This is a genomic window from Pseudoruegeria sp. HB172150 (assembly GCF_013184805.1).
Taxonomy (GTDB): domain Bacteria; phylum Pseudomonadota; class Alphaproteobacteria; order Rhodobacterales; family Rhodobacteraceae; genus Psychromarinibacter.
In genome coordinates this window covers 132925-158974 of sequence record NZ_JAATNG010000008.1, presented here as the reverse complement: position 1 = coordinate 158974, position 26050 = coordinate 132925, and the positions used below count along the sequence as shown (strand labels likewise).

The window sequence follows — 26050 nt, the reverse complement described above, 5'->3', positions numbered from 1 at the left end:
GTTGACTTCGCCCGGGCAGCGTGGACAAGGAGATCCCATGCTAGCCGCGATCCCTTTCCCCGACATTTCGCCCGAGATCTTCTCGATCGAGATCGGGAATTTCACATTCGCCCTGCGATGGTACGCGATGTCCTACATCGTCGGCATCCTCATCGGCTGGCGGATGGCGGCGGCCATGCTGAAGCGTCCGGTGCTGTGGCGTGCCGAAACGCCGCCGATGACGCCGGATCAGCTTGACGACTTCATGACCTGGCTGATCCTGGGGATCATTCTCGGTGGCCGGCTGGGCTTCGTGCTGTTCTACCAGCCGGCCTACTACTTACAGAACCCCTTGGAAATCCTGATGATCTGGCACGGCGGCATGTCGTTCCACGGGGGATTCCTCGGGGTGACGGTAGTGATGACATGGTTCTCCCGCCGCATCGGTGCGACTGTCGGCAGCGTAGCGGACATGCTGGCCGTGGCGACCCCGCCCGGCATCATGCTTGGCCGTATCGCGAACTTCATCAATGCCGAACTGTGGGGCCTGCCGACGTCAGTGCCTTGGGGCGTGATCTTTCCCGGGCCCGCAGCGCAGGATTGTCCGGGTGTCGAGAGGCTCTGCGCCCGTCATCCTTCCCAGCTCTACGAGGCGGGACTCGAAGGTCTCGTGCTGGGTGGGATTCTGCTCTGGCTCGCCCTGGCGCGCGGCTGGTTCAAGACGCCTTGGGCGCTTACCGGCGCCTTCATCGCCGGTTACGGCATCGCCCGGTTCTTCGTGGAGTTCTTCCGGCAGGCGGACGAGCAATATATCACCGCCGAGAACCCGCTGGGCTATGTCGTGCATCTGGGCGAGTACGGCCTGAAGATGGGCCAGCTCCTGTCCTTCCCGATGATTCTCGTCGGCCTCGGAATCCTGATCTGGGCGCGCCGGCGGGCATGACGCCGCTGGCGGAAAGCCTGATCCGCAGGATCGGCGCCACCGGCCCGATCACGATTGCCGAATATATGACCGATTGCCTGCTGCACCCGGAACACGGCTATTACAGCACCCGCGACCCCTTCGGCGCGGGTGGCGACTTCACGACGGCGCCGGAAATCAGCCAGATGTTCGGAGAACTGATCGGCCTGGCCCTGGCACAGGCCTGGCTGGACCAGGGAGCGCCGACGCCATTCACGCTCGCGGAACTGGGCCCGGGCCGCGGGACGCTGATGGCCGACCTGCTGCGCGCCACCCGTGACGTCCCCGGCTTTCACGCCGCGGCACGCGTGCATCTTGTCGAGGCGTCGCCGACCCTGCGCGAGCGGCAGAAACAGACACTCGAAACCTATGAAATCACCTGGTGCGGCAGTGCCGACAACCTGCCGGACGCACCGCTGTTCCTGATCGCCAACGAGTTCTTCGATGCCCTCCCGATCCGCCAGTTCGTCCGCGACGAAGGCGGCTGGCGCGAACGGCAGGTGGCGCTGATCGACGGCCAGCTCGCCCTTGCACTCAGCACTCCAGCCCCGATCGCCGAACTGGATCACCGGCTGGGCGACACCCGGCCCGGCGACCTCGTCGAAACCTGCGCCCCGGCCCGCGCGGTGATGCAGGCCATCGCGTCACGCGTCGCGGGTCACGGCGGGGCGGCTCTGGTCATCGACTACGGCGACTGGCGTTCGCTGGGCGACACGCTGCAGGCGTTGCGCGGCCATCAAAGCGAGAATCCGCTGGCAAGCCCTGGCGATGCGGACCTGACCGCGCATGTCGATTTCGAGGCGCTGGCGAAGGCCGCCACGGGCCTCGCTCATACGGCCATGACACCACAGGGCGTCTTCCTCGAACGCCTCGGAATCACGCCTCGTGCGCAGGCTCTCGCCCGCAATCTGCAGGGGAAGGCACTTGAAGCCCACATTGCCGCACATCGCCGCTTGACCCATCCCGATGAAATGGGGAGCCTGTTCAAGACAATCGCCTTCCACTCGACTGAAACCTCCGCGCCACCGGGTTTGCAAGGATGACGCTGGAATTTTTGACCTCGCCCCTGCTGAGCGGCGTTACCCACGGGTTTTTTACCCGCAAGGGTGGCGCCTCTTCCGGCGTGTTCGCGGGGCTGAACTGCGGGCAGGGCTCTTCTGATCAGGCAGAGGCGGTGGCGATCAACCGCACACGGGCCGCCGCGGCGATGGGAGTCGGTGTCGAGGCTCTGGTAAATGTGAACCAGGTTCATTCCGCCGATGTCGTCGTGGCCGAGACCGTTAATCCGGCCGAGCGGCCCCGCGCCGACGGGCTTGTCACCGCGACACCGGGACTTGCCCTCGCGGTGCTGGCCGCCGATTGCCAGCCGGTGCTTTTCGCCGACACAAGGGCGGGCGTGGTCGGGGCCGCCCATGCCGGCTGGCGCGGTGCGCTCGACGGCGTGCTCGAGGCGACTGTCGACGCCATGGAGCGACTCGGTGCAGCGCGCGACTCGATCTCTGCCGTCATTGGCCCTTCGATCAGTCAGGCCGCCTACGAGGTCGGTCCGGAGTTTCGCGCGACTTTCCTGACGTCCGACCCCGAAAATGCCAGATTCTTCGTTTCCGGCACCGGCGACAGGTTCCAGTTCGACCTGTCCGGATACGGCCTGCACCGGTTGCGCGCCGCCGGCGTCGGGCAGGCGGAGCGCACAGGTCACTGCACTTATTCAGATGAAGCGCGGTTTTACTCCTACCGTCGCAGTCAGCATCGCCGCGAAGCAGACTACGGCAGGTTGATTTCGATTATCAGATTGTGACTCAACCTCCGGTTCGAGCAGGTTAGCTTTCGCCACATTCCGGGCCCGGAGGGGCCGCAAAAAACCCCTTGCGGGTCATTCTACGGCCCTAAAAGGCGCCGATAGTAATCTCATCCAATCGTGATTGCGGCTTGTTTGGAAACGAACCGTCATCATCTGAAGGGAAGAAGGAGCAACGGAATGGCGCGTCAGAAACGTTGGATGACCACGGTCGTCAAGGAAGCGGCAAAAGCCGAATTCAAGATGCCATGGGCTCGCGGCGCGAACCGGGAAGCCTTCATTGCCAAGCGCAACGCCAAACCGGTTCTGCGCGCGGCGAGTGCCTGAACTGCTGACCGCAAGGCGCATCCGCGTCCGCCGGCACCTCAGGTTTTGAAAATATCAGGGGTTCAAGCGAACCCGTGACTGCCAGGCCCGTGATCTGCACACGGGTCAACGCTCGTGGATGCTTTGTTCGGTGGGGGCCGAGGCAGATGCGGAACGAACGAAGGATGAAGGAATGACATATCCCCACCGGCCCGGGCCTCCTGCCATCGCCCGTCCTGTGGCTCAGCTTGGCCAGCAACCCTGGACCGCACGCCGCCCCAAGGTCTCTCCGCAGGTCAGCTTCCCGATGCGCCGTTTCGAGGCGCTTGCCCTGCTGCCCGACAATTCCCTGGCCGAAGTCATTAAGCGCGCTCCGGCGCACCCGATTTTCGAGGGGGCCTTCTGCGCCTTCGCCCGCGGCACAATCATCGCGACAGAGGACGGACCCGTCGCCGTCGAGGACCTGCTGCCCGGCACCAAGGTCGAAACCCGCGACGGCGGCTACCAGCCGCTGCTGTGGATCGGCACCATCACACTGCTGCCCAACCAGCAGCCCGGCCAGACCCCGTCGCGCCTGTTCCGTATTCCGGTGGACAGCTTCGGCCCCGCCCGGCCGATGCCCGACCTTATGCTGGCGCCGCATGCACGCCTGCTGCACCGCCACACCAAGCTGCGTGAGATCATGCAGGCAGAGGCCGCGCTGACCCCGATCACCGCATTCGAGGACGGCCAGTCCGTGATCCGCGTCGCTCCCGCCTCGCCGGTCAGCACCTACCACCTGGCGTTCCGCGATCACCACATCGTCCGGACCAACGGCCTCGAAGTGGAAAGCTTCCACCCCGGCACGGATCTGATGCGCCGCATCGGCGCCGACGGGATGCGGCTGTTCATGTCATTCTTCCCGCATCTGACCTCGGTCAACGACTTCGGTCCGATGGTCGCCCCACGCCTGTCCAAGGAAGAATACGAAGACGCCTTCGGCGGCTGATTTCTTCTTCCCGCCCGGGGGCGGGAAGTACCGCTCAGACGAGCATGCTTGACTCCCGCGATGCCGCGATGCAGCGTCCGCCGCATCTGGCCGAGAGGAGGTAATCCGGCATGGCCAAGGAAACCAGAAGCTTCGCTGTCATCGGGCTCGGCGCCTTCGGCAGCACGGTCGCGGCAGAGCTTGTCCGCTTCGGAAACCACGTCATCGGCATCGACCTGGACGAACGGCTGGCCGCGAACATGGCATCGGTCCTGTCCTCTACCGCGATCCTCGATACAACCGACGAAGCCGCCCTGCGCGAGGCTGGGATCGACCGCTACGATGTCGCGCTTATCGCCATAGGCCATGATATCGAGGCCAGCATACTCACGACGATGAACGTCAAGATGCTGGGGATTCCGACGATTTGGGTGAAAGCGACGAACCGGACCCATCACCGCATCCTCGCCAAGCTCGGCGCCGACCGTGTGATCCTGCCGGAACAGGAAATGGGTCGCCACACTGCGCAGATGCTGAACAACCCGGCAGTTCAGGATTATGTCAGTCTCGGCAATGGCTACAGCGTGGTGAACGTCGTTCTGCCGGAGCGGCTGGACGGGCAGGACATAGAGGCGCTTGGTCTTGGCACCGACCACGACGTGCGATTGCTGGGCCTGATGCGCGGGACCGAGTTCCACGTCTGCGATGGCGCCGCACCCGTGCTGAAGGGCGGTGACAAGCTGATCCTGCTCGGCAAACGGACCGAGCTGCGCCAGTTCGGCGACGACCTCTAGGCACCCCTTCCCGATGCCGCGCAAGCGCCCCTTCCTGATCCGCAAATTCGCGCAGGTTCCGCCGCCGCTGATCCTGGCGCTGCTCTACGGAGCCCTGATCCTGATCGGAACGGCCGCCCTGATGTTGCCGATCTCGCGCACCGTCCCGATCACCCTGTCGGACGCGCTGTTCACCGCCACCTCCGCCGTCACCGTGACCGGCCTTGTCGTCATCGACACCGGCTCCGACCTGACCGTGTTCGGGCAGGTCGTCATCGCGATATTGATCCAGCTTGGCGGCCTCGGCCTGATGACTTTCGCCGTCGTCATCCTCGCCGCCCTTGGCCTGCCCATCGGCATTACTGGAGAGCTCTATCTGCGCGAGGACCTGAACCAGAGCTCCGTCTACAGGATCACGAGACTGGTGCGTACCATCATCAAGGTCGTGCTGACCTGCGAAATCGCGGGCGCGCTGCTGCTCTGCATCAGCTTCGTCCCTCGCTTCGGCATCTGGCGCGGCTGGTGGGAATCCGTGTTTCACTCGATCTCCGCCTTCAACAACGCCGGATTCTCGACCTTCCCCGACGGCCTAGTCTCCTTCGCCACGGACCCGGTGGTGAACATCGTGATCCCCGCGCTCTTCATCATCGGCGGCATCGGCTATGTCGTGCTGGACGATCTGCTGATGCGCCGCCCCTGGCGCGCGTGGTCGCTGCACACAAAGATCATGATCACTGGCACCGCTATCCTGATCCCGCTGTCGGTCGCCAATTTTGCCGCGCTGGAATGGCACAACCCCGGCACGCTGGCGCAGTACGACAGCATCGCCGCCCGGCTTACCGTCAGTTGGTTTCAGGGCGTCACCACCCGAACGGCCGGCTTCAACACCACCGATATCGGCGCCCTGCACGACAGCACCGCGCTGATGTTCATTTCTCTGATGATGATCGGCGGCGGCTCGACCTCCACCGCCGGCGGTATCAAGGTGACGACGATCACCGTCGGAATCCTCGCTACGATCGCCTTCTTCCGCCGCCAGACACAGCTTCACCTGTTCGGGCGCAGCATCGGGCTGGAGCAGGTGCTGAAGGTCATGGCCCTTACGGCGATCAGCAGCATCGTGATTTTCGTGGGCATCTTCCTGATGGCCGCCTCGCATGACGGCAATTTCCTCGATATCTGTTTCGAGGTCGCCTCCGCCTTCGGCACGGTTGGCCTGTCACGCGGCTATACCGGGGAGCTCACGGAATTCGGGCGGGCCGTGATCATCGTGATCATGTTCCTGGGCCGGGTCGGTCCGCTGACACTGGGGTTCTTCCTGGCGACCCGCACCACACCCCGGGTCCGTTATCCCGAGGGGCAGGTGCACCTGGGCTGAACGCGGGCTCAGGCCGTCCGGTTCAGTCGTTCTTCGAGCACGTCGAAGGGGACTCCGGGCTCGTCCTTGGCGCCACGGATCACCAGTGAAGTCTTCACCGAGATCACGTTGTCCGCCGCCGTCAGCTGTTCCGTCAGGAAGGTCTGGAACGTCGACAGATCCGGCGCCACGCATTTCAGGATGAAATCGACCTCGCCGTTCAGCATGTGGCATTCGCGGACCAGCGGCCATTCACGGCAGCGCGCCTCGAACGCCGACAGGTCGACTTCAGCCTGGCTCTGCAATCCGACCGAGGCAAAGACCTGCACCTCGAATCCCAGTTGCCGCGCATCCACCTCCGCATGGTAGCCGCGGATATAGCCCTGCTCCTCCAGCGTCCGCACACGGCGCAGGCAGGGCGGCGCGGAAATACCCACCCGCTTGGCCAGCTCGACATTGGTCATCCGGCCATCGTTCTGAAGCTCCGCAAGAATCTGGCGGTCGATGGGGTCTAGTTTCGATCCTGGCATAGCATCCTGAGCGTCGTTTTTTCAATCTGTACCGAAAGCAGGTGGCATCCGCAATATTATTTCAAAAACGCGCAACTTCCTTAATGCACCTGCAGAAACCCGGCCTTGTCGTCGCAGGGGTTTCGATCACGCCCGCCCATAGCTATATCGTGACCGGAAACAAATCCGATTTCGTGCCAGGGGGATGAGACATGGCTGACACCAAGCATTCGAAGGTCCTGATCATCGGGTCCGGCCCGGCAGGTTACACTGCGGCTGTCTACGCATCGCGGGCGATGCTCGAACCCGTGCTGATCCAGGGCATCCAACCCGGTGGCCAGCTCACCATCACCACCGAGGTGGAAAACTGGCCCGGCGACACCGAAGTTCAAGGGCCCGATCTTATGGTCCGCATGGAAGCGCATGCGCGCGCCGTCGGAACAGAGATCATCGCCGACCACATCTCCTCCATCGACCTGTCGAAACGCCCGTTCACCGCGCAATCCGACAGCGGCACCGTCTACAGCGCCGACGCCGTCATCCTCGCGACTGGCGCACAGGCGAAATGGCTCGGCCTGCCGTCCGAGGAAACCTTCAAGGGCTTCGGCGTCTCGGCCTGCGCAACCTGCGACGGGTTCTTCTATCGCGGCAAGGAAGTCGTCGTAATCGGCGGCGGCAACACCGCCGTGGAAGAGGCGTTGTTTCTGACCAATTTCGCCTCCAAGGTCACGCTGATCCACCGCCGCGACGAATTGCGCGCCGAGAAGATCCTGCAGCACCGCCTATTCAACAACCCGAAGGTAGAGGTTCTGTGGAACCACACACCCGAGGAAGTCATCGGCGGCGACAACCCGCGCGGTGTCGAAGGCGTGCGCGTGAAGAACACGCAGACCGGCGAGATCAAGGAAGTTCCTTGTGCCGGCTTCTTCGTCGCCATTGGCCACGCACCCGCGTCTGAACTGGTCAAGGACCAGCTCGAAACCCACATGGGCGGCTACGTCGTCACCAAGCCCGACTCGACCGCCACCTCGATCCCCGGCGTCTTCGCCGCGGGCGATCTGACCGACCACAAGTACCGGCAGGCCGTCACGTCGGCTGGCATGGGCTGCATGGCCGCGCTCGAGGCGGAACGCTGGCTGGCCGAACAGGAAGACGTCGAGGTCGCGCCCGAGGAACCGGTGGCCGAGGTCGGCGCCCCGGCCGAATGATCAGCGCCTGATCAGCAGGATCGCATCGGTCCCGTCAAATTCCCAGCCCGGCACCGACATCGGTCGCCGGGCTTTTTCGTCGAATCCGGACCGGCGATAAAGCCGCACCGCCCCCTCGTTCGCCGCGAAAGCGATGATCGACACGCCGTCCAGCCCGTCCTCTCGTGCCATCTCGCCGGCACGTTCCAGGAAAGCGCCGCCGATCCCCTGCCCGCGCAGGTCCGGATAGACCCCTAGGATGTTCAGGTACCACGTTTTCGGCGCCAGGTTCTCCAGCTCCTGCAATGGCACGAACTCGGGCGGGAAATCCGGCCCGATCTCCACCGCCTCCTCCGGCAGCGCGTAACCGACCATGCCGCCAAGGACCCGGCCGCCCCGTTCTGCCAGCAAGGCATTTCGATAGCTGAAACTGCCCGACTCGCGCGCTGCGCGCTGCAGCCCGACATCACGCGCCGTCTGCCCCGGCTCCGCCATCCCGGCCCAGGCCATGTCCGGCAGGCCCTCACCGGCCATCATCACGATATCCACCAGCGCTTCCGCATCGCCGGGCAAAGCCGGCCGGAACGATAAATCCTTCATATCCCAATACTCCTCGCGACGTCGGCGCTTTCAATTCTGTCCTTCTAACAGGCTTTTTCCCGATAGCGCACGTTCTGGAATTCCCCACCAATCCCGAACAGAAGTCCCCATTGAGGTGGATTTCCCGCAATGCCGGACCTTTTCGGGCAATCTTCCGCTCAGCACCTAGACTTTCCCCTGCTTCCGGGTCTAGACGGCCCGCGACCTCCCGGCATTTCCGCCGCCCCTTAGAACTGCAATTATTGAGTAGGCTCAGGATGCAACTGAAGAACCTGGCTCCCATTCCGGAGCTGTACGTCTCCTATGACAGCGCCCAGAAGCTCAAGGTCGAAGCCGCCGACCTGACAAGCTGGGATCTCACCCCGCGCCAGATCTGCGATCTGGAGCTTCTGATGAACGGCGGGTTCAACCCGCTCAAGGGCTTCCTCAGCGAAGAAGACTACAACAGCGTCGTCGACGACATGCGCCTTGCCGACGGCACGCTCTGGCCGATGCCGATCACGCTCGACGTGTCCGAGAAATTCGCCGAGACCATCGAGCTGGGCCAGGACATCGCGCTTCGCGATCAGGAAGGCGTGATCCTCGGCACGATGACGGTCACCGACAAGTGGACGCCCGACAAGCCGAAAGAGGCCGAAAAGGTCTTCGGCGCCGATGACGATGCACACCCGGCCGTCTATTACCTGCACAACGCTGCCGGTTCAGTCTATCTCGGCGGCCCGGTCACGGGCATCCAGCAGCCGGTGCATTACGATTTCCGCGCCCGCCGCGACACCCCGAACGAGCTGCGTGCCTATTTCCGCAAGCTGGGCTGGCACCGCGTTGTCGCGTTCCAGACGCGCAACCCGCTGCACCGCGCGCACCAGGAGCTGACGTTCCGCGCCGCGAAAGAAGCTCAGGCCAACCTGCTGATCCACCCCATCGTCGGCATGACCAAACCCGGCGACGTCGATCACTTCACCCGCGTCCGCTGCTACGAGGCTGTGCTGGACAAATACCCGTCCTCCACCACCTCGATGAGCCTGCTGAACCTCGCCATGCGCATGGCCGGCCCGCGCGAGGCTGTCTGGCACGGCCTGATCCGCAAGAATCACGGCTGCACCCACTTCATCGTCGGCCGTGACCATGCCGGCCCCGGCAAGAACTCGGCCGGCGACGATTTCTACGGCCCCTACGACGCGCAGGAACTGTTCAAGAAGCACGAGCAGGAGATCGGTATCGAGATGGTCCCGTTCAAGCACATGGTCTATGTGCAGGAACGCGCCCAGTACGAACCCGCCGACGAGATCGAGGATGGCGTCACCGTCCTGAACATCTCCGGCACCGAACTGCGCCGCCGTCTGGCCGAAGGGCTGGAGATCCCGGAATGGTTCTCCTTTCCCGAAGTTGTCACCGAACTGCGCCGCACACGCCCGCCACGCTCGCAGCAGGGCTTCACCGTGTTCTTCACCGGCTTCTCCGGGTCCGGCAAGTCGACCATCGCCAACGCCGTCATGGTAAAGCTGATGGAAATGGGCGGGCGTCCGGTAACGCTGCTCGACGGTGATATCGTGCGGAAGAACCTGTCGTCGGAACTCGGCTTCTCGAAGGAACACCGCGACCTCAACATCCGCCGCATCGGCTTCGTCGCGTCCGAGATCACCAAGAACGGCGGCATCGCCATCTGCGCGCCCATCGCGCCCTATGCGAACACCCGCCGCGCAGTGCGCGAGGATATCGAGGCGCATGGTGCCTTCGTCGAAATCCACGTCGCAACCTCGATCGAGGAATGCGAACGCCGCGACCGCAAGGGCCTCTACAAGCTTGCCCGCGAAGGCAAGATCAAGGAGTTCACCGGCATCTCCGACCCTTACGACGTGCCGGAAAAACCGGAACTGCGCCTCGACACAGAGAACACCGATGTCGACAACTGCGCGCATCAGGTGATCCTGAAGCTCGAATCGATGGGCCTGATCGCGGCCTGATCTATTCTTGAGCTGAACGAACAGGGGCGGGCCGTCTGGTCCGCCCTTCTTCATTGATACCCGCCTCGGCCTTCCTTCCGCATTTGACGGCCGTCGCCAGCGGCATAAAACATTCGCAGGAAAACACTTTCTCTGCAGGGGCCTCCGGATGACCATAACCATCACCGCCTTCGAGGCGTCACCGGATCGCGGCCGGGGCAGGCCCGCGACATGCGCGTCCGTTGGGCGCTGGAGGAAGTTGGCCAGCCCTACGAGGTGCGCCTCGTTTCCTTCGCTGAGATGAAGGAATCCGCGCACATCGCCCTGCATCCTTTCGGCCAGATCCCGACCTATGAAGAAGGCGATCTCGTCCTCTTCGAATCCGCGGCCATCGTCTTTCACATCGCGGAAAATCACCCCGGCCTCCTGCCGGAGGATCCGAACGCCCGCGCACGCGCCATCACCTGGATGTTCGCCGCACAGAACACGGTGGAGCCACCGATCCTCGAGCGCGAAACCGCCCTGCTCCTCGAACACGACAAAAGCTGGACCGAACATCGCCTTCCGATGCTCGAGGGCCGGATCCGCAAGCGTCTGACCGAACTCTCGGACCGGCTCGGCGGCGCCGACTGGCTCGACGAAGCCTTCAGCGTCGGGGACCTCGTCATGATCGGCGTCCTGCGCCGGCTGGGCAGTTCCGGCTTTCTGAACGATTATCCCAACCTCTCCGCCTATGTCGCCCGCGGCGAGGCGCGGCCTGCCTTCAAACGTGCCTTCGCGGATCAGCTCGCGGTCTTCACAGCGAGCCAGCAAGCCTGATCTTCGCGGCGGCAAACAGCCCGTCCGCGGCTTGGTGCCTGCGGACATCGGTTCATGACTGTGCTAGCCAGTCTCAACCGCAGCTTCTCTCCGGCACAACAGCACATGACCCCGACCCTTCGCGTCCTCGAGCACGCCCACATCCCCGAACTGCCCAATCCCTATTACGGCAAGGTCCGCGACTGCTACGACCTGCCCGACAACCGGCGCATCCTGATCACCACCGACAGGGTTTCGGCTTTCGACCGCATCCTCGCCGCGATCCCGTTCAAGGGGCAGGTCCTGACCCAGATGGCGCGATACTGGTTCGAGAACACCGCCGACATCTGCGCGAACCACGTGCTGGAATACCCCGACCCCAACGTCGTGATCGGACGCAAGCTGCAGGTTCTGCCCATCGAGATCATCGTGCGCGGGTACCTCGCAGGGACCACCAGCACCTCGATCCTGACGCGATATCGCAAGGGCGAGCGGGTGATGTACGGCCACAGCTTCCACGACGGGCTTCGCGATAACGCGAAACTGTCCGAAGCCATCATCACCCCGACAACCAAGGCCTTCGACGGCGGTCATGACGAACCGCTCACCGCCGATGAAATCGTCACGCGCGGCCTGCTGACCGAGGATCAGTGGAACACCGTCTCCACCGCCGCCCTGGCGCTGTTCCGGCGCGGGCAGGAAATGGCCGCGAAACGCGGCCTGATACTTGTCGACACAAAGTACGAATTCGGGACCGATGACGCCGGAAAAATCCTTCTCGCCGACGAGATCCACACGCCCGACAGTTCCCGCTTCTGGCTGGCCGACGGGTATCAGGACGCCTTCGAACGTGGCGCGCGCCCGCCGTCTCTCGACAAGGACGTCATCCGTGCCTGGGTCGATGCCCGCTGCGACCCGTACAACGATCCCATCCCCGAGATCCCGGCCGAACTTATCGAAACGGCGTCGCGTACCTATATCGACGCCTATCAGGCCATCACCGGGCAGGGGTTCGAGCCCGACCTGTCCGGCGAAACGCCGCTGTCGCGCATCCGGCAGAACCTGGCGTCCTATTTCACGCCCGGCTGAGAGCTCTGGCCGTTAAAGGCTCAGAGACCCCCGCATCAGGACATGCGCCTGACCGCCGACGCGAACCCCGGTAATCGCGTCGCGCGGTCCCAGAACCTCGACCTGCGCCTGCCCGGGCCGGCCCATCCAGTGGCCCTGCTCGGCGACGAAGACCGGTTCCTCGATCAGCCCTTCGGACCAGAGATACGCAGCCATCGCACCGGTCGCCGAGCCGGTGAACGGGTCCTCCGGCGGCAGCGGCGGCGCCAGCACAAGGCGCGAAAAGGTACAGCCCGCCTCCGTCGCACCGCCCAGCGTCACCCAGAACGGTTCCAGCACCCCGGTTTCCTTGCGGAATTTCTCGACCAGCGGCAGGTTCAGCTTCACTCTACGCAGCGCATCCTTGTCCTTCAGCACCACGATGCAGAACGGCAACCCGGTCGACACCACGCGCGGCAGGCCAAGGATATCCTCGATCTCCAGCCCGCCCAGATCCGCCACCAGCGCAAGCGGCACGCCGGCACCGAATTCCGGCGTGTTCTGGGTCATGGTGATTGTCGGCCCACTATTGGCGCTGAATTCCAGCGCTATCGGAATTAGCCCGGCCGCGGTCTCCAGCGTGATGCCCTTCTCTGCAACGAGGCCACGATCGACCATCGACGCCACGGTCGCCAGGGTCGGATGTCCGGCGAACGGTATTTCCTGGTCCGCCATGAAATAGCGAACCTTCATATCTGCAAGCTCCGACGGGCCAAGGAAGGTACACTCCACCAGCCCCGTCTCACGGACAAATGCCATGCAGGTCTCGCCGCTCAACCCCTCGGCACCATGCACAACCGCGCACCCGTTACCGCCGAAGGGCCTGGGTGAAAACGCATCCACCCAGTCGAATTCGAGCGGCATCTAGTGCACGTTCACAGGCGCCAGGTCGTTCTGGCGCGCAAGGACAAAGGCAAGCTTCCGGTCGCGGACCAGTGCCAGCCGCTCTCCCTCCGCATTGTGGACGGCAAACAGGGTTTCCATGCCACCGGCCTGCTCCCGCACTTCCTGTGGCAGGTCAGCTACGGAAACGGGACGGACATAGACGATGTTATTCTCCGTCTCCGGCCCAAAATCGTACTTCGTATTCATCGAGTCATCCCCAACTCAGCTTCGCTTGATCGCGATGGTCTTCACTACTTTTTCCGGCTCGGCCCTCGACAGATCGATATGCAAAAGACCATTTTTCAGCTCCGCCCCGTTGACCTCTACCCCTTCGGCCAGAACGAAGCTGCGCTGAAACTGACGGGCCGCGATTCCACGATGCAGAAAGACACGCCCGTCTTCCTCCTCGCTCTGGCGACCACGGATCACCAACTGCCGGTCCTCGACAGTCAATGACAGGTCATCTTCTGCAAATCCCGCGACGGCGAGAGTGATCCGATAGGAATTTTCGCTGGTCTGCTCGATGTTGAACGGTGGATACCCATTACTCTCGGACTTCGCAGTCCGCTCCATCAGTCTTTCCAGCTGCTCGAACCCCAAAAGAAAGGGGTGCGAACCCAATGTTACTTTGGTCATAGCCTTGCCCTTCATAAGCGACACAGCATTCGGCCCCGGTATCGGCAGCCTTCTTGAATATGGGGGCAGCCGCGACCGCCCGCAAGCCTTGCATGCATTGCTTCGGGATTTGGTGAAACAGCCATTCCGATGTAATCTGCCATACCGCTTTACGAAACGACTCATGGGGCTGCACATGAATGATTCCGGTATGATGGAGACCAGTGATGTGCTCAGGGTCGAACTCGAGGTGCTCCGCCGCGAACACCGCGACCTCGACGACGCCATCGCCGCCCTGCAGGAAACGCAACGCGCCGATCAGTTGCGGTTAAGCCGGTTGAAACGGCAGAAACTCAGTCTGAAGGACAAGATCAGCAGGCTCGAAGACCGCCTGCTGCCGGACATCATCGCCTGAATGGCCTAGTCCGTCCCCGGCAGCGGCGGCAGCCGCGGTTCCACCGGGGACGATTGTATGATGGCTGTATTCGTCATCGCATAGGGAATGAACCTGTCGATGACCCGTTCCAGATCGGCAACCGATTGCAGATGCGCACGCGCCAGAAAGCAGTCTTCGCCGGTCACCCGGTCGCATTGAGAGATCTCCGGCGTGTCGCGAAGAATCTCCGTCACCCGTGCCAGCTCTCCGGGCATCGGCCGGATTCGCAACCATGCTGAAATCGGATAGCCCAGCACCTCTGGCGCCAGCGTCGCAGAATATCCTGTAATCGCTCCGGATTCCTCCAGCCGCCGCACCCGCTCCGCCACACTCGGCGGTGACATCCCGACCCGGCGCGCAAGCTCGGCCGTCGGCACCCGCGCGTTCTCCGCAAGCGACGTCAGAATCGCGCGATCCAGGTGATCTATTCTTGGACCTTCAATCATAAACTTGTTCATCAGTCTTACCTTCGAAGCCAAGGTCAATCGGCGAAACGAGCCACGCTTATCCATATACAGGAAACCGGTTCGCCTGCAAATTCACCATTCATGATCAACCCGACGAACCGCATTAAGTTCCCGTCCGTGCATGCACTTCCGCCGCATGCATGGTTCGCCGTCAGCGCCGTCTTCCACTATCTCGGCCCGTCCTTCGCCGTGCTGCTGTTTCCCGCCGCCGGTCCCCTTGGCACCGCCTTCCTGCGCGTCGCCTCCGCCGCCGCCGTCTTCGCCCCCGTCACCCGACCTCGGCGCAGCTTCGCCCGCGCCGACATTGCCACCCGCCGCCTGCTGATCGTCCTCGGCCTTACCCTCGCCGCGATGAACACCAGCTTCTACCTGGCGCTCGAACGCCTGCCTATGAGCCTCGTCGCGGCGATGGAGTTCACCGGCACCATCGGCCTCGCACTCTACGGTCTACGCACCCGCCGCAACCTCGCCGCCCTCGCACTGACAGTCGCGGGTGTGTTCCTGCTGATCGGGCCCGCATGGTCCGGCAATCTGCCCGGCCTCGCCTGGTCAGCTCTCAACGCCGCGCTTTTCACGCTCTACGTCGTGCTTGGCCACCGCGCCGCGCAGTCCGGCGCCGCCGGCGGCATCGAACGCCTCGGCGCCGCCATGGCCGTCGCCGCTCTCGCGCTCCTGCCCCTTGGCATCGCCACAGCCCGCACGCTCCTGGAAAGCCCAGTACTTGTCGCCGCCGGAATCGGCGTCGGAATCTGCTCCTCGGTGATCCCCTATATCTGCGACCAGCTCGCCATGGCGCGTCTGCCCCGTGCCAGTTTCGCCCTGCTGCTGGCGATGCTTCCCGCCACCGCCACCGTGGTCGCCGTCATCGTCCTCGCCCAGATCCCCGGCCCCGCCGATCTCGGCGGGATCGCGCTGGTGATGGGCGGCATCGCCCTGCATCGCCCGGCGCGTTAGCCCGCCGATTGCATCGGCCTCTCCGCTGGTTATAGTGCCCGCTCCGGCAACAGGGGACAGGCAGCGAATGGATATTCAGGTGGGCATCATCATGGGCAGTCAAAGCGACTGGCCCACCATGAAACTGGCCGCCGATATCCTCGACGAGCTGGAAATCCCTTACGAGGCGCGCATCGTCTCGGCCCATCGCACGCCCGACCGGCTGTGGGACTACGGCAAGACCGCCGCATCGCGCGGGCTCAAGGCGATCATCGCAGGCGCTGGCGGCGCCGCGCATCTCCCCGGCATGATGGCATCGAAGACGCGCGTTCCTGTGATCGGCGTCCCGGTCCAGACCAAGGCGCTTGCCGGCGTGGACTCGCTCTATTCCATCGTCCAGATGCCGCGCGGCTTCCCGGTTGCCACAATGGCCATCGGCGGCGCCGCGAATGCGGGCCTCATGGCTGCACAGATCCTTGCCACATCCGACCCGCAGATTGCCGCCCGCGTCGACGCCTGGCGCGAAGCGCTCTCCGCCTCGATCCCGGAATCCCCCGAATAATGAGCCGTATCGGCTTCATCGGGACCGGCGCCATCGCCGCGCCCATGGTCCGGCATCTCGCCGCCAAGGGTCACCAGATCGCCGTCACCCGCCGCAGCGAGCACATTTCGGCCGAACTCCACGCCGAACTCGGCGTCACCGTCGCCGAGGCACAGGAGGTCGTCGACGCCTCAGAGATCATCTTTCTCTGCACCCGCCCGCAGCATGCCGAGGAAGCGCTGGAACCGCTCACTTTCCGCGAAGATCAGCAGATCGTCTCGGTCATGGCCGGTATCTCCACCGCCGACCTGCTGCGCCTCTGCGCCCCCGCCACCGACATGGTGCAGACGATCCCGCTCGCCTATCTCCAGTCCGGCGGTTGCCCGCTCGCCGCCTTCGGCAACGACAAACTGCTCGCCACGCTCTTCGCCCCGGAAAACCCCGTGGTGAAGACCGACAGCGAACACGCGCTGAACGCCCATTTTGCCATCTGCGCCTTCGTTCCCGGCGTGCTCGACCTGATGTCCACCGCGTCTCACTGGCTGGGCCAGGAAACCGGCGACCCCGCCGCAGCCGAGTTCTACACCACGCAGCTCCTCGGCGGTTTCCTCGACGCGATGCAGAAGGGCGGCGCCGGCCGCCTCGCCGCGGAACGCGACGCGCTCGCGACCGAGGGCACGCTTAGCCTGCAGATGACCGACGCGCTCCGCGCCGCCGGCACCCACGAAACCCTGCTCGACACGCTCGCAGCGATCGGCAAAAGGCTCGCCCCCGAATGACTCAGGCACTCGCCCCCGGCGCCACCATCGGCATCCTCGGCGGCGGCCAGCTCGGCCGCATGCTCTCCGTCGCCGCCGCACGCCTCGGCTTGAAAACGCACATATACGAGCCCGGCGCCAACCCGCCCGCGGCCGATGTCGCCCACCGTGTCACAACCGCGCCCTACGATGACGAGGCCGCGCTCGCAGCCTTCGCCGCCTCCGTCGACGTCATCACCTACGAGTTCGAGAACATCCCCACCGCCGCCCTCGACCTCCTGGAACAACACAGGCCCATCCGCCCCGGCCGCAACGCGCTGGCCGTCAGCCAGGACCGGCTGACCGAAAAGACCTTCCTGCACGAGCTTGGCCTCGCCACCGCCCCCTTCGCGGCGGTCGACAATGCCGGCGACCTCGCCGCCGCCATCGGCACCATCGGCACGCCCTCGATCCTGAAAACCCGCCGTTTCGGCTATGACGGCAAGGGCCAGGCGCGACTCAACGCACCCGCCGATGCCAACCACGCGCTGGCCGAGATGAAGGACGCCCCCGCCATCCTCGAAGGCTTCGTCACCTTCGGCGCCGAGATCAGCGTCATCGCCGCCCGCGGCCTGAGCGGAGAAGTCGCCGCCTTCGATCCCGGCGAAAACGTCCACAAGGACGGCATCCTCGACACCACCGAGGTCCCGGCAAAGATCACCGTCGCCCAGCGCACCGACGCGATCCTGCTCGCCGGAAAGATCCTCACGGCCCTCGACTATGTCGGCGTCCTCGGCGTCGAACTTTTCGTCACCGGCGCCGGCCTGCTGGTCAACGAAATCGCGCCACGCGTCCACAATTCCGGCCACTGGACGCAGAACGGCTGCATGGTCGACCAGTTCGAACAGCATATCCGCGCCGTTGCCGGCTGGCCGCTGGGCGACGGCAGCCGCCATTCCGACATCCGCATGGAAAACCTGATCGGTGACGACATCGCCCGCATCCCCGAGCTGGCGAAGGACCCGAGGGCCGCGATCCACCTCTACGGCAAGGCGGAATCCCGCCCCGGCCGCAAGATGGGCCACGTGAACCACTACATCGGGCACAGTGCCTGATCCGGTCCTTCTTCTGGTCTGAAATATCCCCGCCGGAGGCTTCCGCACCCGCCACCCGCGCAACGCCGACCCGCTCTACTGCCCGGGCAGCATCCCGTTGCCCATGACCACCTCCAGCGCTTCTCCAAAGCCCATCTCCGCCCGGAATGCCCCGGTCTCCAGAAACGCGACGGTCTGCGCGATCACCAGCGGGTTCATCATCATGAAGGTATGCGTCACCGGCAGCGTCAGGTGATCGGCCATCCCCGCCACCCGAGTCGACGCGACCGAAACCTTGCCATCGTCCCGCCCCTCGATCACGCTTGAATAGATCGGGTTCAGCGACCGCGTCCCCGCGATGATCCCCAGCTCGAAATCCGGCCGCGCCAGCCGGTTTGGCAGGCTGTCGTCATCGGTACCCAGCTCCTGCCCGGCAGGCCCGTTGATCCATTCGAAGGGCGGCAGTTCCCCGAACGCATCGACCAGTTCCGACCCCTGGTTCGGCGGCGCCAGCATCACCGCGCGGCCCATGTTCTCGATGCTGTTCTCTTCCAGCCAGAGCCGCAGCAGGATGCCCCCCATCGAATGGGTGACAAAATTGACTCGCGCGTCGCCGCAGGCCGCTACTGCCGGGGCGACGGCGGACTCTGCCAGCGCCTCGACCCGCTTCTCCGTCGACGGATAGTCCAGGTTGACCACGCGATAGCCGTTTGCCGCCAGCGCCTCCTGCATGGCCAGCATGCTGTTGGCACTCCGCGCCAGCCCGTGGATCAGCACGACGCACTCCTGTGCCGCCGCCCGCAGCGGCGCGACAAGGCATAGCAGGACAAGCACCCAGCGCATGCGCTCAGGCTAACCGGCGCGCTCGTGGCCTTCCATGCAGGATTTCGTGACTTCGCGTCAGTACCCTGCCGGCGGCGCCGCCGGCGTGCGAACGCCGATCCGGCGGAACCGCTCAAGCTCGGCGTACTGGTCCAGCGACTGGCGCTCGTAAGCGCGGAAATAGACGTTCACGTTGAACAGCCGCTCAAGGATGCGACCATCCTTGCGGCGCCGGAAGTTCAGGTCTTCTTGCGCCAGCCGCGACCGGATCACCGGGTCGGTGCCGTAACGCCGCGCGACATTGACCAGCCCGGCATCCGCCGCCGGGATCGCCTGCAGCGCCTCGGGCCGTCCGCCCAGCGCCACGATCGCATCCGCTTCCGGAAACACATCGGTGCGGTTAGTCCCGCCCGGCGTCGGCGGCGGCAGCGCGGCAAAGCTCTCCGGCGCCTGCAGCGGCTTCGGAGGAACGATGGCGAACTCGTCCGGACCGTCGGTCGTGGACTTGATGTTCAGAAGCTTGGGCGACTTGTCGCTGCTGCAGGCCGACAGGGCCAGCGCCACCGCCAGAACCAGCACGATTTTGCCAGACATGCCCCGCATCAACTGCACCTCAACCCAGTCTTTCGGCTTGTGTATCGCATCGGGCGCGCAAGGTCACGGGGTCTTCTTCTTTTCAGCTGTGAACAGGATAAGCCCAACCGCGCCAAGGAAAATCGCGACATCGGCCACGTTAAAGCTGAACGGGTTGTCGATGCCGCAGCAGGACATGTTCAGGAAATCCGCCACCGCTCCATAAACCAGCCGGTCGATCACGTTGCCCAGCGCCCCGCCCACCAACAGCCCGCCCGAGATCCGCGCTGCCATCCGGCTTTCGCGCCGCATCCACCAGACCACCCAGGCCGAGATCGCCAGCGCGACCGCGATCAGGACCCAGCGCATCACGGCGCCGCTGCCCGAAAACAGGCCGAAATTGATCCCGTAATTCCACGCCATCTGGAATGTCAGCAGCGGCGGCAACACCTCGACAACCTGGCGGTCGTCCAGATGCAGGCCGTACAGCACCAGCATCTTCGTCGCCTGGTCGAGAACGAAGACGATCGCCGCCGTGATCCAGAAACTGCGCATCCAACCCCGCTCGCTTTGTCGTTGCCGCAGGCTCTAGCCCGGTATCCGCCGGAACGAAACCCGTCACCGCGGGCATCGGCAGCCTTCGGCGCGGCCAGCCTTCCCGCCACCGTGACCCTGGTCACGGCGAAAGGCCCTTGCCGCATCCCCCGGTCCACCCGCTTCTTCTGGTCGGAAATATCCCGGGGGAGTCGCCGCAGGCGACGGGGGCAGAGCCCCCAGACCCGCTCAGTGCCGGAAATGCCGCATCCCGGTAAAGACCATCGCCAGCCCGGCCTCGTCCGCCGCCGCGATCACCTCGTCGTCTCGCACCGATCCGCCCGGCTGGATCACCGCCGCGGCCCCGGCGCCGGCGGCTTCCATCAGCCCGTCGGCAAAGGGAAAGAACGCATCCGATGCCACGACCGATCCCTTGGTCGGCGTCTCGGCCAGCCCCAGCACCTCGGCCATGCGCTCGGCCTTCTTCGCCGCGATCAGCGCCGAATCGACCCGGCTCATCTGCCCGGCGCCGACGCCGACCGTTGCGCCGTCCTTAACGTAGACGATGGCATTCGATTTCACGTGCTTGGCCACCTTCCAGGCAAAACGCATGTCGGCCACCTGCGCCTCGGTCGGCGCCACTTCGGTCACCACCCGCAGGGAATGAGCGTCGATCTGGCCGTGATCCTTGTCCTGCACCAGGAACCCGCCGGCGACCTGCTTGAACGCGGTGATCGCCGCGCGCGGATCGGCCAGCCCCTCGGTGGTCAGCAGCCGCAGGTTCTTTTTCGCCGCGAAGACCTCGATCGCGTCCTCGTCCGCACCGGGCGCGATCACCACTTCGGTGAAGATCTTCACGATCTCCTCCGCCGTCGCCTTGTCGAGCCGCTGGTTCAGCGCCACGATCCCGCCGAAGGCAGAGGTCCGGTCGCAGTCGAACGCTTTCCGGTATGCCTCCACCAGCGTCCCGCCCAGCGCCACGCCGCAGGGGTTCGCGTGCTTGATGATCGCGCAGGCCGGCCCGTCCTCGGGCGCGAACTCACTGACCAGCTCGAACGCCGCATCGGTGTCGTTGATGTTGTTGTAGGACAGCTCCTTGCCCTGCCACTGCTTCGCCGTCGCCACACCGGGCCGGCCGGAGCCATCGCGGTAGAACGCCGCCTCCTGATGCGGGTTCTCGCCATAGCGCAGCGTCTGCGCCAGCGTGCCGCCGAACGCGCGGCTGCGCGGCACGGCGACGCCCACCGCCCCGGCCATCCAGTTCGACACCGCCGCGTCATAAGCCGCCGTCCGCGCAAAGGCCGCCTGCGCCAGCTTCTGCCGGAAGGCCAGCCGCGTCTGCCCGCCGGTCGCGTCCAGTTCGGCCAGCATCGCCGCGTAATCCGCCGGATCGGTCAGTACTGTCACGAACGCATGGTTCTTCGCCGCTGCCCGCGTCATCGCCGGCCCGCCGATGTCGATATTCTCGACCAGCGTGTCATAGTCGTCGGTCTTCGCCAGCGTCGCCTCGAACGGATAGAGGTTCGACACCAGCAGATCGATCGCCGGAATCCCGTGCTCCTCCATCGCCGCGACATGATCATCCTTGTCACGCAGCGCCAGAAGCCCGCCATGCACCTTCGGATGCAGCGTCTTGACCCGCCCGTCCATCATCTCGGGAAACCCGGTGACCTCGGCCACGTCCACCACCGTCAGCCCCGCGTCGCGCAGCATCCCGGCGGTTCCGCCGGTCGACAGAAGCTCGACCCCATGACGCGCCAGCCCCTGGGCCAGCTCCAGCAGCCCGGACTTGTCGGAAACGGAAATCAGCGCGCGGCGCACGGGAGAAAGGTCGGTCATGCAGGTCTCCTCAGAGTTCTTCCACCATTTCGCTGTCGTCGCGCTCGAAGTCGCGAAGATGCGTCGGCGTATCCTGCGCCTTGGCGAGCGTCCAGCGAACGCGGCTCGCATAACGTATCGCCCGGGAAGATAGAACAATCTGTTTTGTCGCGCGCGGCTTCAGGCGGCCCTTTTCCAGATAAACGCTGGGTTCCACCGTCATTTCGGCCCGCCCGTCGTGGCGGAAGATCCAGACCTCGCCGCTTTTCAGCACCAGCGACACCGCCGATCCGCCAAGGTCCACCTCGGCGTCGGCGTCCGGATGCAGGTGGAACCGGATCTGGAATGGAATGCCCTTCAGCATCACCTTGTTCATCACCTGGTCGAAGGCGCGCTTGTGACCTTCCTCGATGGCGGCGAGCATGTCCTCGCCCGCAACACCGCGCCCGTCGTCGGACAGTTCAAGCTGCCGGATATGGGTCAGCCCGTGCGTCGCCACATAGCCGTCATGCCCCGCCACCACACCGGCACGCGTCGTTTCGGTCCCGATCTGCAGCTTCACCGAATGCGGCCGGTCGGTCAGCTGCTCGCGCCCCGGCTCCTCGGATTTGCCGGGCCGCCCGAAACGCGACGAGGAATAGCCCTGGATCGACAGGTCGGAATGCGAGGCGGAGGCCCGCCCCGCCCGCGCCCATTCCGGCCCGAACTGGCGACCGTCACCGCAGCTCACGATCAGTGGTCTCCGTCCCGAAGTCAGCTCGAAGGCCAGCGTCGAGGCATGCGCGTGGATCGAGGCCGCACCCTCCGGCGGCACCGCCGCATCGAGGATCAGCGTCGTGCGCGCTGCCTGCAGGCGCAGGAACCCCATTGCCAGCCCCGGCCGCGGCGCGGCGCGCACGCCAGAACCCGCAAGCGCCGCGTCTAGCCTCCCTTCCAGGCCACGACCGCCGCCATGGAATCTCGCCAGACCGCCATCGGCATGACGCAGCGCCCGCAGCGTCGGCGCGATCCGCTCGATCGCATCGATATGATCCGCAGAGGGCAGCATCCCCGCCTCCGACAGCGCATGCGCCGCCCAGGTCAGCAGCGTGAACACCTCCAGCAGTTCTTCGGGATTGCGCGTCCGGATACCACCGTCACGGTCGATATTGGCCTTGCACTCCTTCGCCAGCGCCTTCACCGCCGGCTCCACCAGCCGCTCCATCCCGATCAGCGACAGCCCGGCATAGACCAGCCCGGTCAGCGCCTCGAACCGTGGCACGCCATGCCGCGTCGCCTTCCAGCGGCGGCTGAGAAAGATCGTCTGCTGCCCAAGAGAGCGGTAGAACGCGTCGGATATCGCGCTCCCCTCGCCCTGCAGCAGAAAGATCGCGTGATTGATCCAGCGGATAAGCCGCCGGCCCGTTGTGTCCGGGGTCCAGCCCGGACCCTTGCCGCGCCCGTACCGCTCAAGCCACTCCCGGGTCCAGGTCTGCGCAAGAACCCGCGCCCGCGCATCGCCCAGCGCCGCCAGATCGTCGAGCCAGGCAAATCCGTGAATCTCGTCGTCGAATTCCGCGCCGTGCTCGCCCAGGTCCCAGATCGACCCGCCCGGCGATTCGGCCACGCGCCCCGCGATCAGGAAGTTGCCGGCGCAAAGCTGCTTGCCCCGCGCATAGCGCCCGATAGAGCGGGGTTCGGGTTGCGAAACAAATCCTGCCGCCGGGCGCGCGAAAGCAGCCCGGCGCGCCTCGTACCGGTTCATCCAGAGCACCCAGCGCTCGGACAGGCTGGTTTTTTCCGACAAGGCCCGCTCCGCCCCACACGGCCGCTTATTGCTTTGGCCGGATCATAGGGGGCCGGCCACGGCCTGTCATGCGGCAAAAAAGGGCTCAGGCGGCTTTCCGCAGCGCCGCGACAAAGAAGCCATCCATGCCGCCCGCCTCCGGCCAGAAATCCGGGCGCAGACGCAGGCCGATCTCGTCGATCCAGCCCGGCTCGATACCGGGCAGCACCAGCGCCCCGGGGTCGAGCGACAGCCCGTCATGGCGCGCCAGCGCCTCCTCCACCTGCACCTCGCCCTCGTCGGGCAGCAGCGAACAGGTGCAGTAGATCAGCCGCCCGCCCGGCTTCAGCATCGCCAGCGCCCGGTCGATCATCCGCGCCTGCAGATCGAAAAGCCCGGGAAACTCCGACCCGTCCTTGGCATGGGGCAGGTCCGGGTGCCGCCGGATCGTGCCCGTCGCCGAACAGGGCGCGTCCAGCAGAACCGCGTCGAACGGCTCTGGCGCCTCCCATGTCAGCGCGTCGGCGACCACCACCTCCGCGCTCAGCCCGGTGCGCGCAAGGTTCTCCGACACCCGCGCCATCCGTCCTTCGGAAATATCCAGCGCCGTCACCTGCGCGCCCGCCGCCGCAAGCTGCAGCGTCTTGCCCCCCGGCGCCGCGCACAGGTCCAGCACCCGCTCGCCCGATTGCGCCGCCAGCACCTTCGCAGGCACCGCCGCTGCCGCGTCCTGCACCCACCAGTCGCCGCTTTCGTATCCCGGAAGGGCCGTCACCTGCACGCGGCCCGCGACCCGAACGCTGCCGGTCGGCAGCACGGTGCCGCAAACGGCCGTGGCCAGAGCATCCGCATCGTCACCCTTCGGCGTCAGGTCCAGCGGCGCTCCCGCCGCATGCGCCGCCTCGAACCCCTCGACCGCGGCTTTGCCGTAGCCGTCGATCAGCGGCCCGCGCAGCCATTTCGGCAGCCGTGGCACCGGCAATGACGCCCACTTCTCCACATCCACCTTGCGCAGAACGGCATTGACCAGCCCGGCCATACCCTCGGTCTTGCGGTCCGCGCGCATCAGGCTGACGGCGGCATCAACCACGCCATGCGCGGCGGCACCGTCCACGGCCATCTCCACCACGGCCATCCGCAGGGCATTCATCGCCGCGGGCTTCGGCTTCCGCCGCAAATGCGGCCCCAGAAGCCGGTCGGCCCGGTCCATCCAGCGCAGCGTCTCAATCGCCAGCCGCTGCGCCCGCGCCCGGTCCTCCGGCGCCAGCCGCTCCACCGCGCCGGGCAGCAGTTCCGACAGAAGCTTGCCATCCTCCGTCACCCGCCCGATCAGCCAGAGCGCCGAGCGGCGCGGCGCCAGTCCCGGTTTCGCCATCACGTGGCTCCCTGACATTGCACAATCATCCGCGCGCCGTATATCAACGGACAAGCCCCGGCAAGGAGTGCCCGCGATGCCCGACGACCCTAAACCAGAGCTTCCGCCCGAAGCGCAGCGCGCCCTCGCCGAGGCGGAAGAGCGGCGCAGGAAAGCCAAGGCGCTGGACATGCCCACCGAACTCGGCGGCCGTGATGGCCCGGAACCAGTGCGTTATGGCGACTGGGAAAAGAAGGGCCTCGCGATCGACTTCTGATGCGGTCGCGCCAGCGCTTATACGTCAGGAAACCGCAGGACGCGGGCTCAGGACAGCCCCAGAACGTCCAGCATGTCGTATTCGCCTGGCTTCTTGTCCTGCCCCCAAAGCACCGCCTTCAGCGCCCCCTTGGCGAACAGCGACCGGTCGCTCGCCACGTGCCGCAGCACGATCCGCTCCCCGGCCCCGGCGAAAATCACATCGTGCTCGCCCACGATGTCCCCGCCCCGGATCGCAGCAAATCCGATATCCCCACGCTTCCGCGCGCCGGTGATCCCGTCGCGCCCGCGGTCGGCCACATCCTCAAGCGATACGCCGCGCCCCTCGGCGGCCGCCTCGCCCAGCATCAGCGCCGTCCCCGACGGCGCATCGACCTTGCGGCCATGATGCGCCTCGACGATCTCGATGTCGAAATCCTCGTCCAGCGCCGCCGCCACCATCCGCGTCAGCTTGGTCAGCAGGTTCACGCCCAGCGACATGTTTCCCGCCCGCACGATCACCGCATGCCGCGCGGCGGCCCGGATCTTCTCCAGATGTGTCGCCTCGAACCCGGTCGTCCCGATCACATGCACCGCCCGCGCCTGCGCCGCGATCCCGGCAAATCGCACGCTCGCCTCCGGCGCGGTGAAATCCAGCACGCCCTGCGCCTTGGCAAAAGCCTCCAGCGGATCGTCCGTCACCGTGATGCCGCAGGGCGCGCCGCCCATCGCGGTACCCAGGTCCTGACCGACCCAGTCATGCCCCTCGCGCTCGACCGCTCCGACAAGCCGCGCGCCGTCCGAGGCCAGAACCGTCTTCGCCAGCATCTGCCCCATCCGGCCCGATGCCCCCGTGATAACGATCCCCGGCGTGTTGCTCATCCGATTTCTCCTGTGCCAAAGCCCCATCGCCATACAGAACCGGCACGCACAACG

General features: G+C 65.3%; 30 protein-coding genes. 17 read left to right on the top strand and 13 right to left on the bottom strand.

Annotated features, from left to right (window positions below):
* Window positions 1–37 precede the first annotated feature (37 nt).
* The 7 genes from lgt (at window position 38) to HCO70_RS24100 (ending at window position 6162) form a co-directional block, all read left to right on the top strand.
* Window positions 38–922, top strand: a complete 885-nt coding sequence (lgt, locus tag HCO70_RS24125) for a prolipoprotein diacylglyceryl transferase (RefSeq protein ID WP_172300466.1) — start codon at window positions 38–40, stop codon at window positions 920–922.
* The gene (locus HCO70_RS24120; protein WP_172300465.1) at window positions 919–1983 is read left to right on the top strand and encodes a class I SAM-dependent methyltransferase; all 1065 of its coding nucleotides are present in this window, start codon (window positions 919–921) and stop codon (window positions 1981–1983) included. The genes lgt and HCO70_RS24120 overlap by 4 nt, the downstream gene beginning before the upstream one ends.
* The gene (gene pgeF, locus HCO70_RS24115) at window positions 1980–2738 is read left to right on the top strand and encodes a peptidoglycan editing factor PgeF (protein ID WP_172300464.1); all 759 of its coding nucleotides are present in this window, start codon (window positions 1980–1982) and stop codon (window positions 2736–2738) included. The genes HCO70_RS24120 and pgeF overlap by 4 nt, the downstream gene beginning before the upstream one ends.
* A 201-nt stretch (window positions 2739–2939) precedes the next feature.
* On the top strand, window positions 2940–3065 hold the full coding sequence (locus tag HCO70_RS25030; protein ID WP_256373029.1) for a hypothetical protein: 126 nt from the start codon (window positions 2940–2942) through the stop codon (window positions 3063–3065).
* Between the two features lie 172 nt (window positions 3066–3237).
* On the top strand, window positions 3238–4032 hold the full coding sequence (locus tag HCO70_RS24110; RefSeq protein WP_172300463.1) for a Hint domain-containing protein: 795 nt from the start codon (window positions 3238–3240) through the stop codon (window positions 4030–4032).
* Window positions 4033–4142: 110 nt separating this feature from the next.
* Complete coding sequence (locus tag HCO70_RS24105) at window positions 4143–4805, top strand: TrkA family potassium uptake protein (protein WP_172300462.1); 663 nt, start codon at window positions 4143–4145, stop codon at window positions 4803–4805.
* A gap of 13 nt (window positions 4806–4818) precedes the next feature.
* Window positions 4819–6162, top strand: coding sequence for a TrkH family potassium uptake protein (locus HCO70_RS24100; protein WP_172300461.1), 1344 nt, complete (start codon window positions 4819–4821; stop codon window positions 6160–6162).
* Between the two features lie 8 nt (window positions 6163–6170).
* Here the strand turns inward: HCO70_RS24100 and HCO70_RS24095 are convergent, their stop codons facing one another.
* The gene (locus HCO70_RS24095) at window positions 6171–6671 is read right to left on the bottom strand and encodes an Lrp/AsnC family transcriptional regulator (RefSeq protein ID WP_172300460.1); all 501 of its coding nucleotides are present in this window, start codon (window positions 6669–6671) and stop codon (window positions 6171–6173) included.
* A 191-nt stretch (window positions 6672–6862) separates the two neighbouring features.
* Between HCO70_RS24095 and trxB the strand changes: the two genes are divergently transcribed.
* A complete protein-coding gene (trxB, locus tag HCO70_RS24090; protein WP_172300459.1) occupies window positions 6863–7858 on the top strand; it encodes a thioredoxin-disulfide reductase in 996 nt (331 codons plus the stop codon).
* Here trxB and HCO70_RS24085 read toward each other — a convergent pair whose 3' ends face one another.
* Complete coding sequence (locus HCO70_RS24085) at window positions 7859–8437, bottom strand: GNAT family N-acetyltransferase (RefSeq protein ID WP_172300458.1); 579 nt, start codon at window positions 8435–8437, stop codon at window positions 7859–7861.
* 257 nt (window positions 8438–8694) lie between these two features.
* Between HCO70_RS24085 and HCO70_RS24080 the strand changes: the two genes are divergently transcribed.
* From HCO70_RS24080 to HCO70_RS24070, 3 genes are all read left to right on the top strand, one after another.
* Entirely contained in the window at window positions 8695–10401 is a 1707-nt protein-coding gene (locus HCO70_RS24080; RefSeq protein ID WP_172300457.1) for a bifunctional sulfate adenylyltransferase/adenylylsulfate kinase, read from the top strand.
* A gap of 210 nt (window positions 10402–10611) precedes the next feature.
* Window positions 10612–11199, top strand: coding sequence for a glutathione S-transferase family protein (locus HCO70_RS24075; protein ID WP_216665603.1), 588 nt, complete (start codon window positions 10612–10614; stop codon window positions 11197–11199).
* A gap of 105 nt (window positions 11200–11304) precedes the next feature.
* Complete coding sequence (locus HCO70_RS24070) at window positions 11305–12267, top strand: phosphoribosylaminoimidazolesuccinocarboxamide synthase (RefSeq protein WP_172300482.1); 963 nt, start codon at window positions 11305–11307, stop codon at window positions 12265–12267.
* Window positions 12268–12279: 12 nt separating this feature from the next.
* Here the strand turns inward: HCO70_RS24070 and HCO70_RS24065 are convergent, their stop codons facing one another.
* The 3 genes from HCO70_RS24065 to HCO70_RS24055 are packed head-to-tail and all read right to left on the bottom strand — an operon-like array spanning window position 12280 to window position 13806.
* On the bottom strand, window positions 12280–13149 hold the full coding sequence (locus HCO70_RS24065; protein ID WP_172300456.1) for a PhzF family phenazine biosynthesis protein: 870 nt from the start codon (window positions 13147–13149) through the stop codon (window positions 12280–12282).
* Window positions 13150–13377: a DUF1150 family protein gene (locus HCO70_RS24060; RefSeq protein ID WP_172300455.1), complete on the bottom strand. Its 228-nt coding sequence runs from the start codon at window positions 13375–13377 to the stop codon at window positions 13150–13152. It lies immediately after the preceding gene.
* A 15-nt stretch (window positions 13378–13392) separates the two neighbouring features.
* Window positions 13393–13806, bottom strand: a complete 414-nt coding sequence (locus HCO70_RS24055; protein ID WP_172300454.1) for an Hsp20 family protein — start codon at window positions 13804–13806, stop codon at window positions 13393–13395.
* A gap of 175 nt (window positions 13807–13981) precedes the next feature.
* Here HCO70_RS24055 and HCO70_RS24050 point away from each other — a divergent pair, with 175 nt between their 5' ends.
* Window positions 13982–14200 (top strand): YdcH family protein, encoded by a 219-nt coding sequence (locus HCO70_RS24050; protein ID WP_371742324.1) that lies wholly within the window; start codon window positions 13982–13984, stop codon window positions 14198–14200.
* Between the two features lie 5 nt (window positions 14201–14205).
* Here HCO70_RS24050 and HCO70_RS24045 read toward each other — a convergent pair whose 3' ends face one another.
* Window positions 14206–14679 (bottom strand): Lrp/AsnC family transcriptional regulator, encoded by a 474-nt coding sequence (locus HCO70_RS24045; RefSeq protein WP_172300453.1) that lies wholly within the window; start codon window positions 14677–14679, stop codon window positions 14206–14208.
* A 126-nt stretch (window positions 14680–14805) separates the two neighbouring features.
* Here HCO70_RS24045 and HCO70_RS24040 point away from each other — a divergent pair, with 126 nt between their 5' ends.
* From HCO70_RS24040 to HCO70_RS24025, 4 genes are all read left to right on the top strand, one after another.
* Window positions 14806–15642: a DMT family transporter gene (locus tag HCO70_RS24040; protein ID WP_253913463.1), complete on the top strand. Its 837-nt coding sequence runs from the start codon at window positions 14806–14808 to the stop codon at window positions 15640–15642.
* A gap of 67 nt (window positions 15643–15709) precedes the next feature.
* Window positions 15710–16183 (top strand): 5-(carboxyamino)imidazole ribonucleotide mutase, encoded by a 474-nt coding sequence (purE, locus tag HCO70_RS24035; protein WP_172300451.1) that lies wholly within the window; start codon window positions 15710–15712, stop codon window positions 16181–16183.
* Complete coding sequence (locus HCO70_RS24030) at window positions 16183–16941, top strand: NAD(P)-binding domain-containing protein (protein ID WP_172300450.1); 759 nt, start codon at window positions 16183–16185, stop codon at window positions 16939–16941. The genes purE and HCO70_RS24030 overlap by 1 nt, the downstream gene beginning before the upstream one ends.
* Entirely contained in the window at window positions 16938–18014 is a 1077-nt protein-coding gene (locus HCO70_RS24025) for a 5-(carboxyamino)imidazole ribonucleotide synthase (RefSeq protein WP_172300449.1), read from the top strand. Before HCO70_RS24030 ends, HCO70_RS24025 begins: the two co-directional genes overlap by 4 nt.
* 75 nt (window positions 18015–18089) lie before the next feature.
* On the opposite strand, the gene HCO70_RS24020 is transcribed toward HCO70_RS24025, so the two are convergent.
* The 6 genes from HCO70_RS24020 to HCO70_RS23995 form a co-directional block, all read right to left on the bottom strand.
* Complete coding sequence (locus HCO70_RS24020; protein ID WP_172300448.1) at window positions 18090–18836, bottom strand: alpha/beta fold hydrolase; 747 nt, start codon at window positions 18834–18836, stop codon at window positions 18090–18092.
* Window positions 18837–18893: 57 nt separating this feature from the next.
* Window positions 18894–19418 (bottom strand): DUF3035 domain-containing protein, encoded by a 525-nt coding sequence (locus HCO70_RS24015; RefSeq protein WP_172300447.1) that lies wholly within the window; start codon window positions 19416–19418, stop codon window positions 18894–18896.
* Window positions 19419–19472: 54 nt separating this feature from the next.
* Window positions 19473–19943, bottom strand: coding sequence for a signal peptidase II (lspA, locus tag HCO70_RS24010; RefSeq protein WP_172300446.1), 471 nt, complete (start codon window positions 19941–19943; stop codon window positions 19473–19475).
* Window positions 19944–20171: 228 nt separating this feature from the next.
* Window positions 20172–21761 carry a bifunctional phosphoribosylaminoimidazolecarboxamide formyltransferase/IMP cyclohydrolase gene (gene purH / locus HCO70_RS24005; protein ID WP_172300445.1) on the bottom strand — a complete coding sequence of 530 codons (1590 nt, stop codon included), beginning with the start codon at window positions 21759–21761 and terminating at the stop codon, window positions 20172–20174.
* A 10-nt stretch (window positions 21762–21771) separates the two neighbouring features.
* The gene (locus HCO70_RS24000) at window positions 21772–23484 is read right to left on the bottom strand and encodes a heparinase II/III family protein (protein WP_172300480.1); all 1713 of its coding nucleotides are present in this window, start codon (window positions 23482–23484) and stop codon (window positions 21772–21774) included.
* Window positions 23485–23611: 127 nt separating this feature from the next.
* Window positions 23612–24880: an RsmB/NOP family class I SAM-dependent RNA methyltransferase gene (locus tag HCO70_RS23995; protein ID WP_172300444.1), complete on the bottom strand. Its 1269-nt coding sequence runs from the start codon at window positions 24878–24880 to the stop codon at window positions 23612–23614.
* 76 nt (window positions 24881–24956) lie between these two features.
* Between HCO70_RS23995 and HCO70_RS23990 the strand changes: the two genes are divergently transcribed.
* Entirely contained in the window at window positions 24957–25136 is a 180-nt protein-coding gene (locus HCO70_RS23990) for a DUF1674 domain-containing protein (RefSeq protein ID WP_172300443.1), read from the top strand.
* Between the two features lie 47 nt (window positions 25137–25183).
* Here the strand turns inward: HCO70_RS23990 and dapB are convergent, their stop codons facing one another.
* A complete protein-coding gene (gene dapB, locus HCO70_RS23985; RefSeq protein ID WP_172300442.1) occupies window positions 25184–25996 on the bottom strand; it encodes a 4-hydroxy-tetrahydrodipicolinate reductase in 813 nt (270 codons plus the stop codon).
* Between the last annotated feature and the right edge of the window lie 54 nt (window positions 25997–26050).

Coding starts and splice junctions, on each gene's coding strand:
- lgt (WP_172300466.1), top strand. CDS start 38: ATGCTAGCCGCGATCCCTTTCCCCGACATTTCGCCCGAGATCTTCTCG.
- HCO70_RS24120 (WP_172300465.1), top strand. CDS start 919: ATGACGCCGCTGGCGGAAAGCCTGATCCGCAGGATCGGCGCCACCGGC.
- pgeF (WP_172300464.1), top strand. CDS start 1,980: ATGACGCTGGAATTTTTGACCTCGCCCCTGCTGAGCGGCGTTACCCAC.
- HCO70_RS25030 (WP_256373029.1), top strand. CDS start 2,940: ATGACCACGGTCGTCAAGGAAGCGGCAAAAGCCGAATTCAAGATGCCA.
- HCO70_RS24110 (WP_172300463.1), top strand. CDS start 3,238: ATGACATATCCCCACCGGCCCGGGCCTCCTGCCATCGCCCGTCCTGTG.
- HCO70_RS24105 (WP_172300462.1), top strand. CDS start 4,143: ATGGCCAAGGAAACCAGAAGCTTCGCTGTCATCGGGCTCGGCGCCTTC.
- HCO70_RS24100 (WP_172300461.1), top strand. CDS start 4,819: ATGCCGCGCAAGCGCCCCTTCCTGATCCGCAAATTCGCGCAGGTTCCG.
- HCO70_RS24095 (WP_172300460.1), bottom strand. CDS start 6,671: ATGCCAGGATCGAAACTAGACCCCATCGACCGCCAGATTCTTGCGGAG.
- trxB (WP_172300459.1), top strand. CDS start 6,863: ATGGCTGACACCAAGCATTCGAAGGTCCTGATCATCGGGTCCGGCCCG.
- HCO70_RS24085 (WP_172300458.1), bottom strand. CDS start 8,437: ATGAAGGATTTATCGTTCCGGCCGGCTTTGCCCGGCGATGCGGAAGCG.
- HCO70_RS24080 (WP_172300457.1), top strand. CDS start 8,695: ATGCAACTGAAGAACCTGGCTCCCATTCCGGAGCTGTACGTCTCCTAT.
- HCO70_RS24075 (WP_216665603.1), top strand. CDS start 10,612: ATGCGCGTCCGTTGGGCGCTGGAGGAAGTTGGCCAGCCCTACGAGGTG.
- HCO70_RS24070 (WP_172300482.1), top strand. CDS start 11,305: ATGACCCCGACCCTTCGCGTCCTCGAGCACGCCCACATCCCCGAACTG.
- HCO70_RS24065 (WP_172300456.1), bottom strand. CDS start 13,149: ATGCCGCTCGAATTCGACTGGGTGGATGCGTTTTCACCCAGGCCCTTC.
- HCO70_RS24060 (WP_172300455.1), bottom strand. CDS start 13,377: ATGAATACGAAGTACGATTTTGGGCCGGAGACGGAGAATAACATCGTC.
- HCO70_RS24055 (WP_172300454.1), bottom strand. CDS start 13,806: ATGACCAAAGTAACATTGGGTTCGCACCCCTTTCTTTTGGGGTTCGAG.
- HCO70_RS24050 (WP_371742324.1), top strand. CDS start 13,982: ATGAATGATTCCGGTATGATGGAGACCAGTGATGTGCTCAGGGTCGAA.
- HCO70_RS24045 (WP_172300453.1), bottom strand. CDS start 14,679: ATGAACAAGTTTATGATTGAAGGTCCAAGAATAGATCACCTGGATCGC.
- purE (WP_172300451.1), top strand. CDS start 15,710: ATGGATATTCAGGTGGGCATCATCATGGGCAGTCAAAGCGACTGGCCC.
- HCO70_RS24030 (WP_172300450.1), top strand. CDS start 16,183: ATGAGCCGTATCGGCTTCATCGGGACCGGCGCCATCGCCGCGCCCATG.
- HCO70_RS24025 (WP_172300449.1), top strand. CDS start 16,938: ATGACTCAGGCACTCGCCCCCGGCGCCACCATCGGCATCCTCGGCGGC.
- HCO70_RS24020 (WP_172300448.1), bottom strand. CDS start 18,836: ATGCGCTGGGTGCTTGTCCTGCTATGCCTTGTCGCGCCGCTGCGGGCG.
- HCO70_RS24015 (WP_172300447.1), bottom strand. CDS start 19,418: ATGCGGGGCATGTCTGGCAAAATCGTGCTGGTTCTGGCGGTGGCGCTG.
- lspA (WP_172300446.1), bottom strand. CDS start 19,943: ATGCGCAGTTTCTGGATCACGGCGGCGATCGTCTTCGTTCTCGACCAG.
- purH (WP_172300445.1), bottom strand. CDS start 21,761: ATGACCGACCTTTCTCCCGTGCGCCGCGCGCTGATTTCCGTTTCCGAC.
- HCO70_RS24000 (WP_172300480.1), bottom strand. CDS start 23,484: ATGAACCGGTACGAGGCGCGCCGGGCTGCTTTCGCGCGCCCGGCGGCA.
- HCO70_RS23995 (WP_172300444.1), bottom strand. CDS start 24,880: ATGGCGAAACCGGGACTGGCGCCGCGCCGCTCGGCGCTCTGGCTGATC.
- HCO70_RS23990 (WP_172300443.1), top strand. CDS start 24,957: ATGCCCGACGACCCTAAACCAGAGCTTCCGCCCGAAGCGCAGCGCGCC.
- dapB (WP_172300442.1), bottom strand. CDS start 25,996: ATGAGCAACACGCCGGGGATCGTTATCACGGGGGCATCGGGCCGGATG.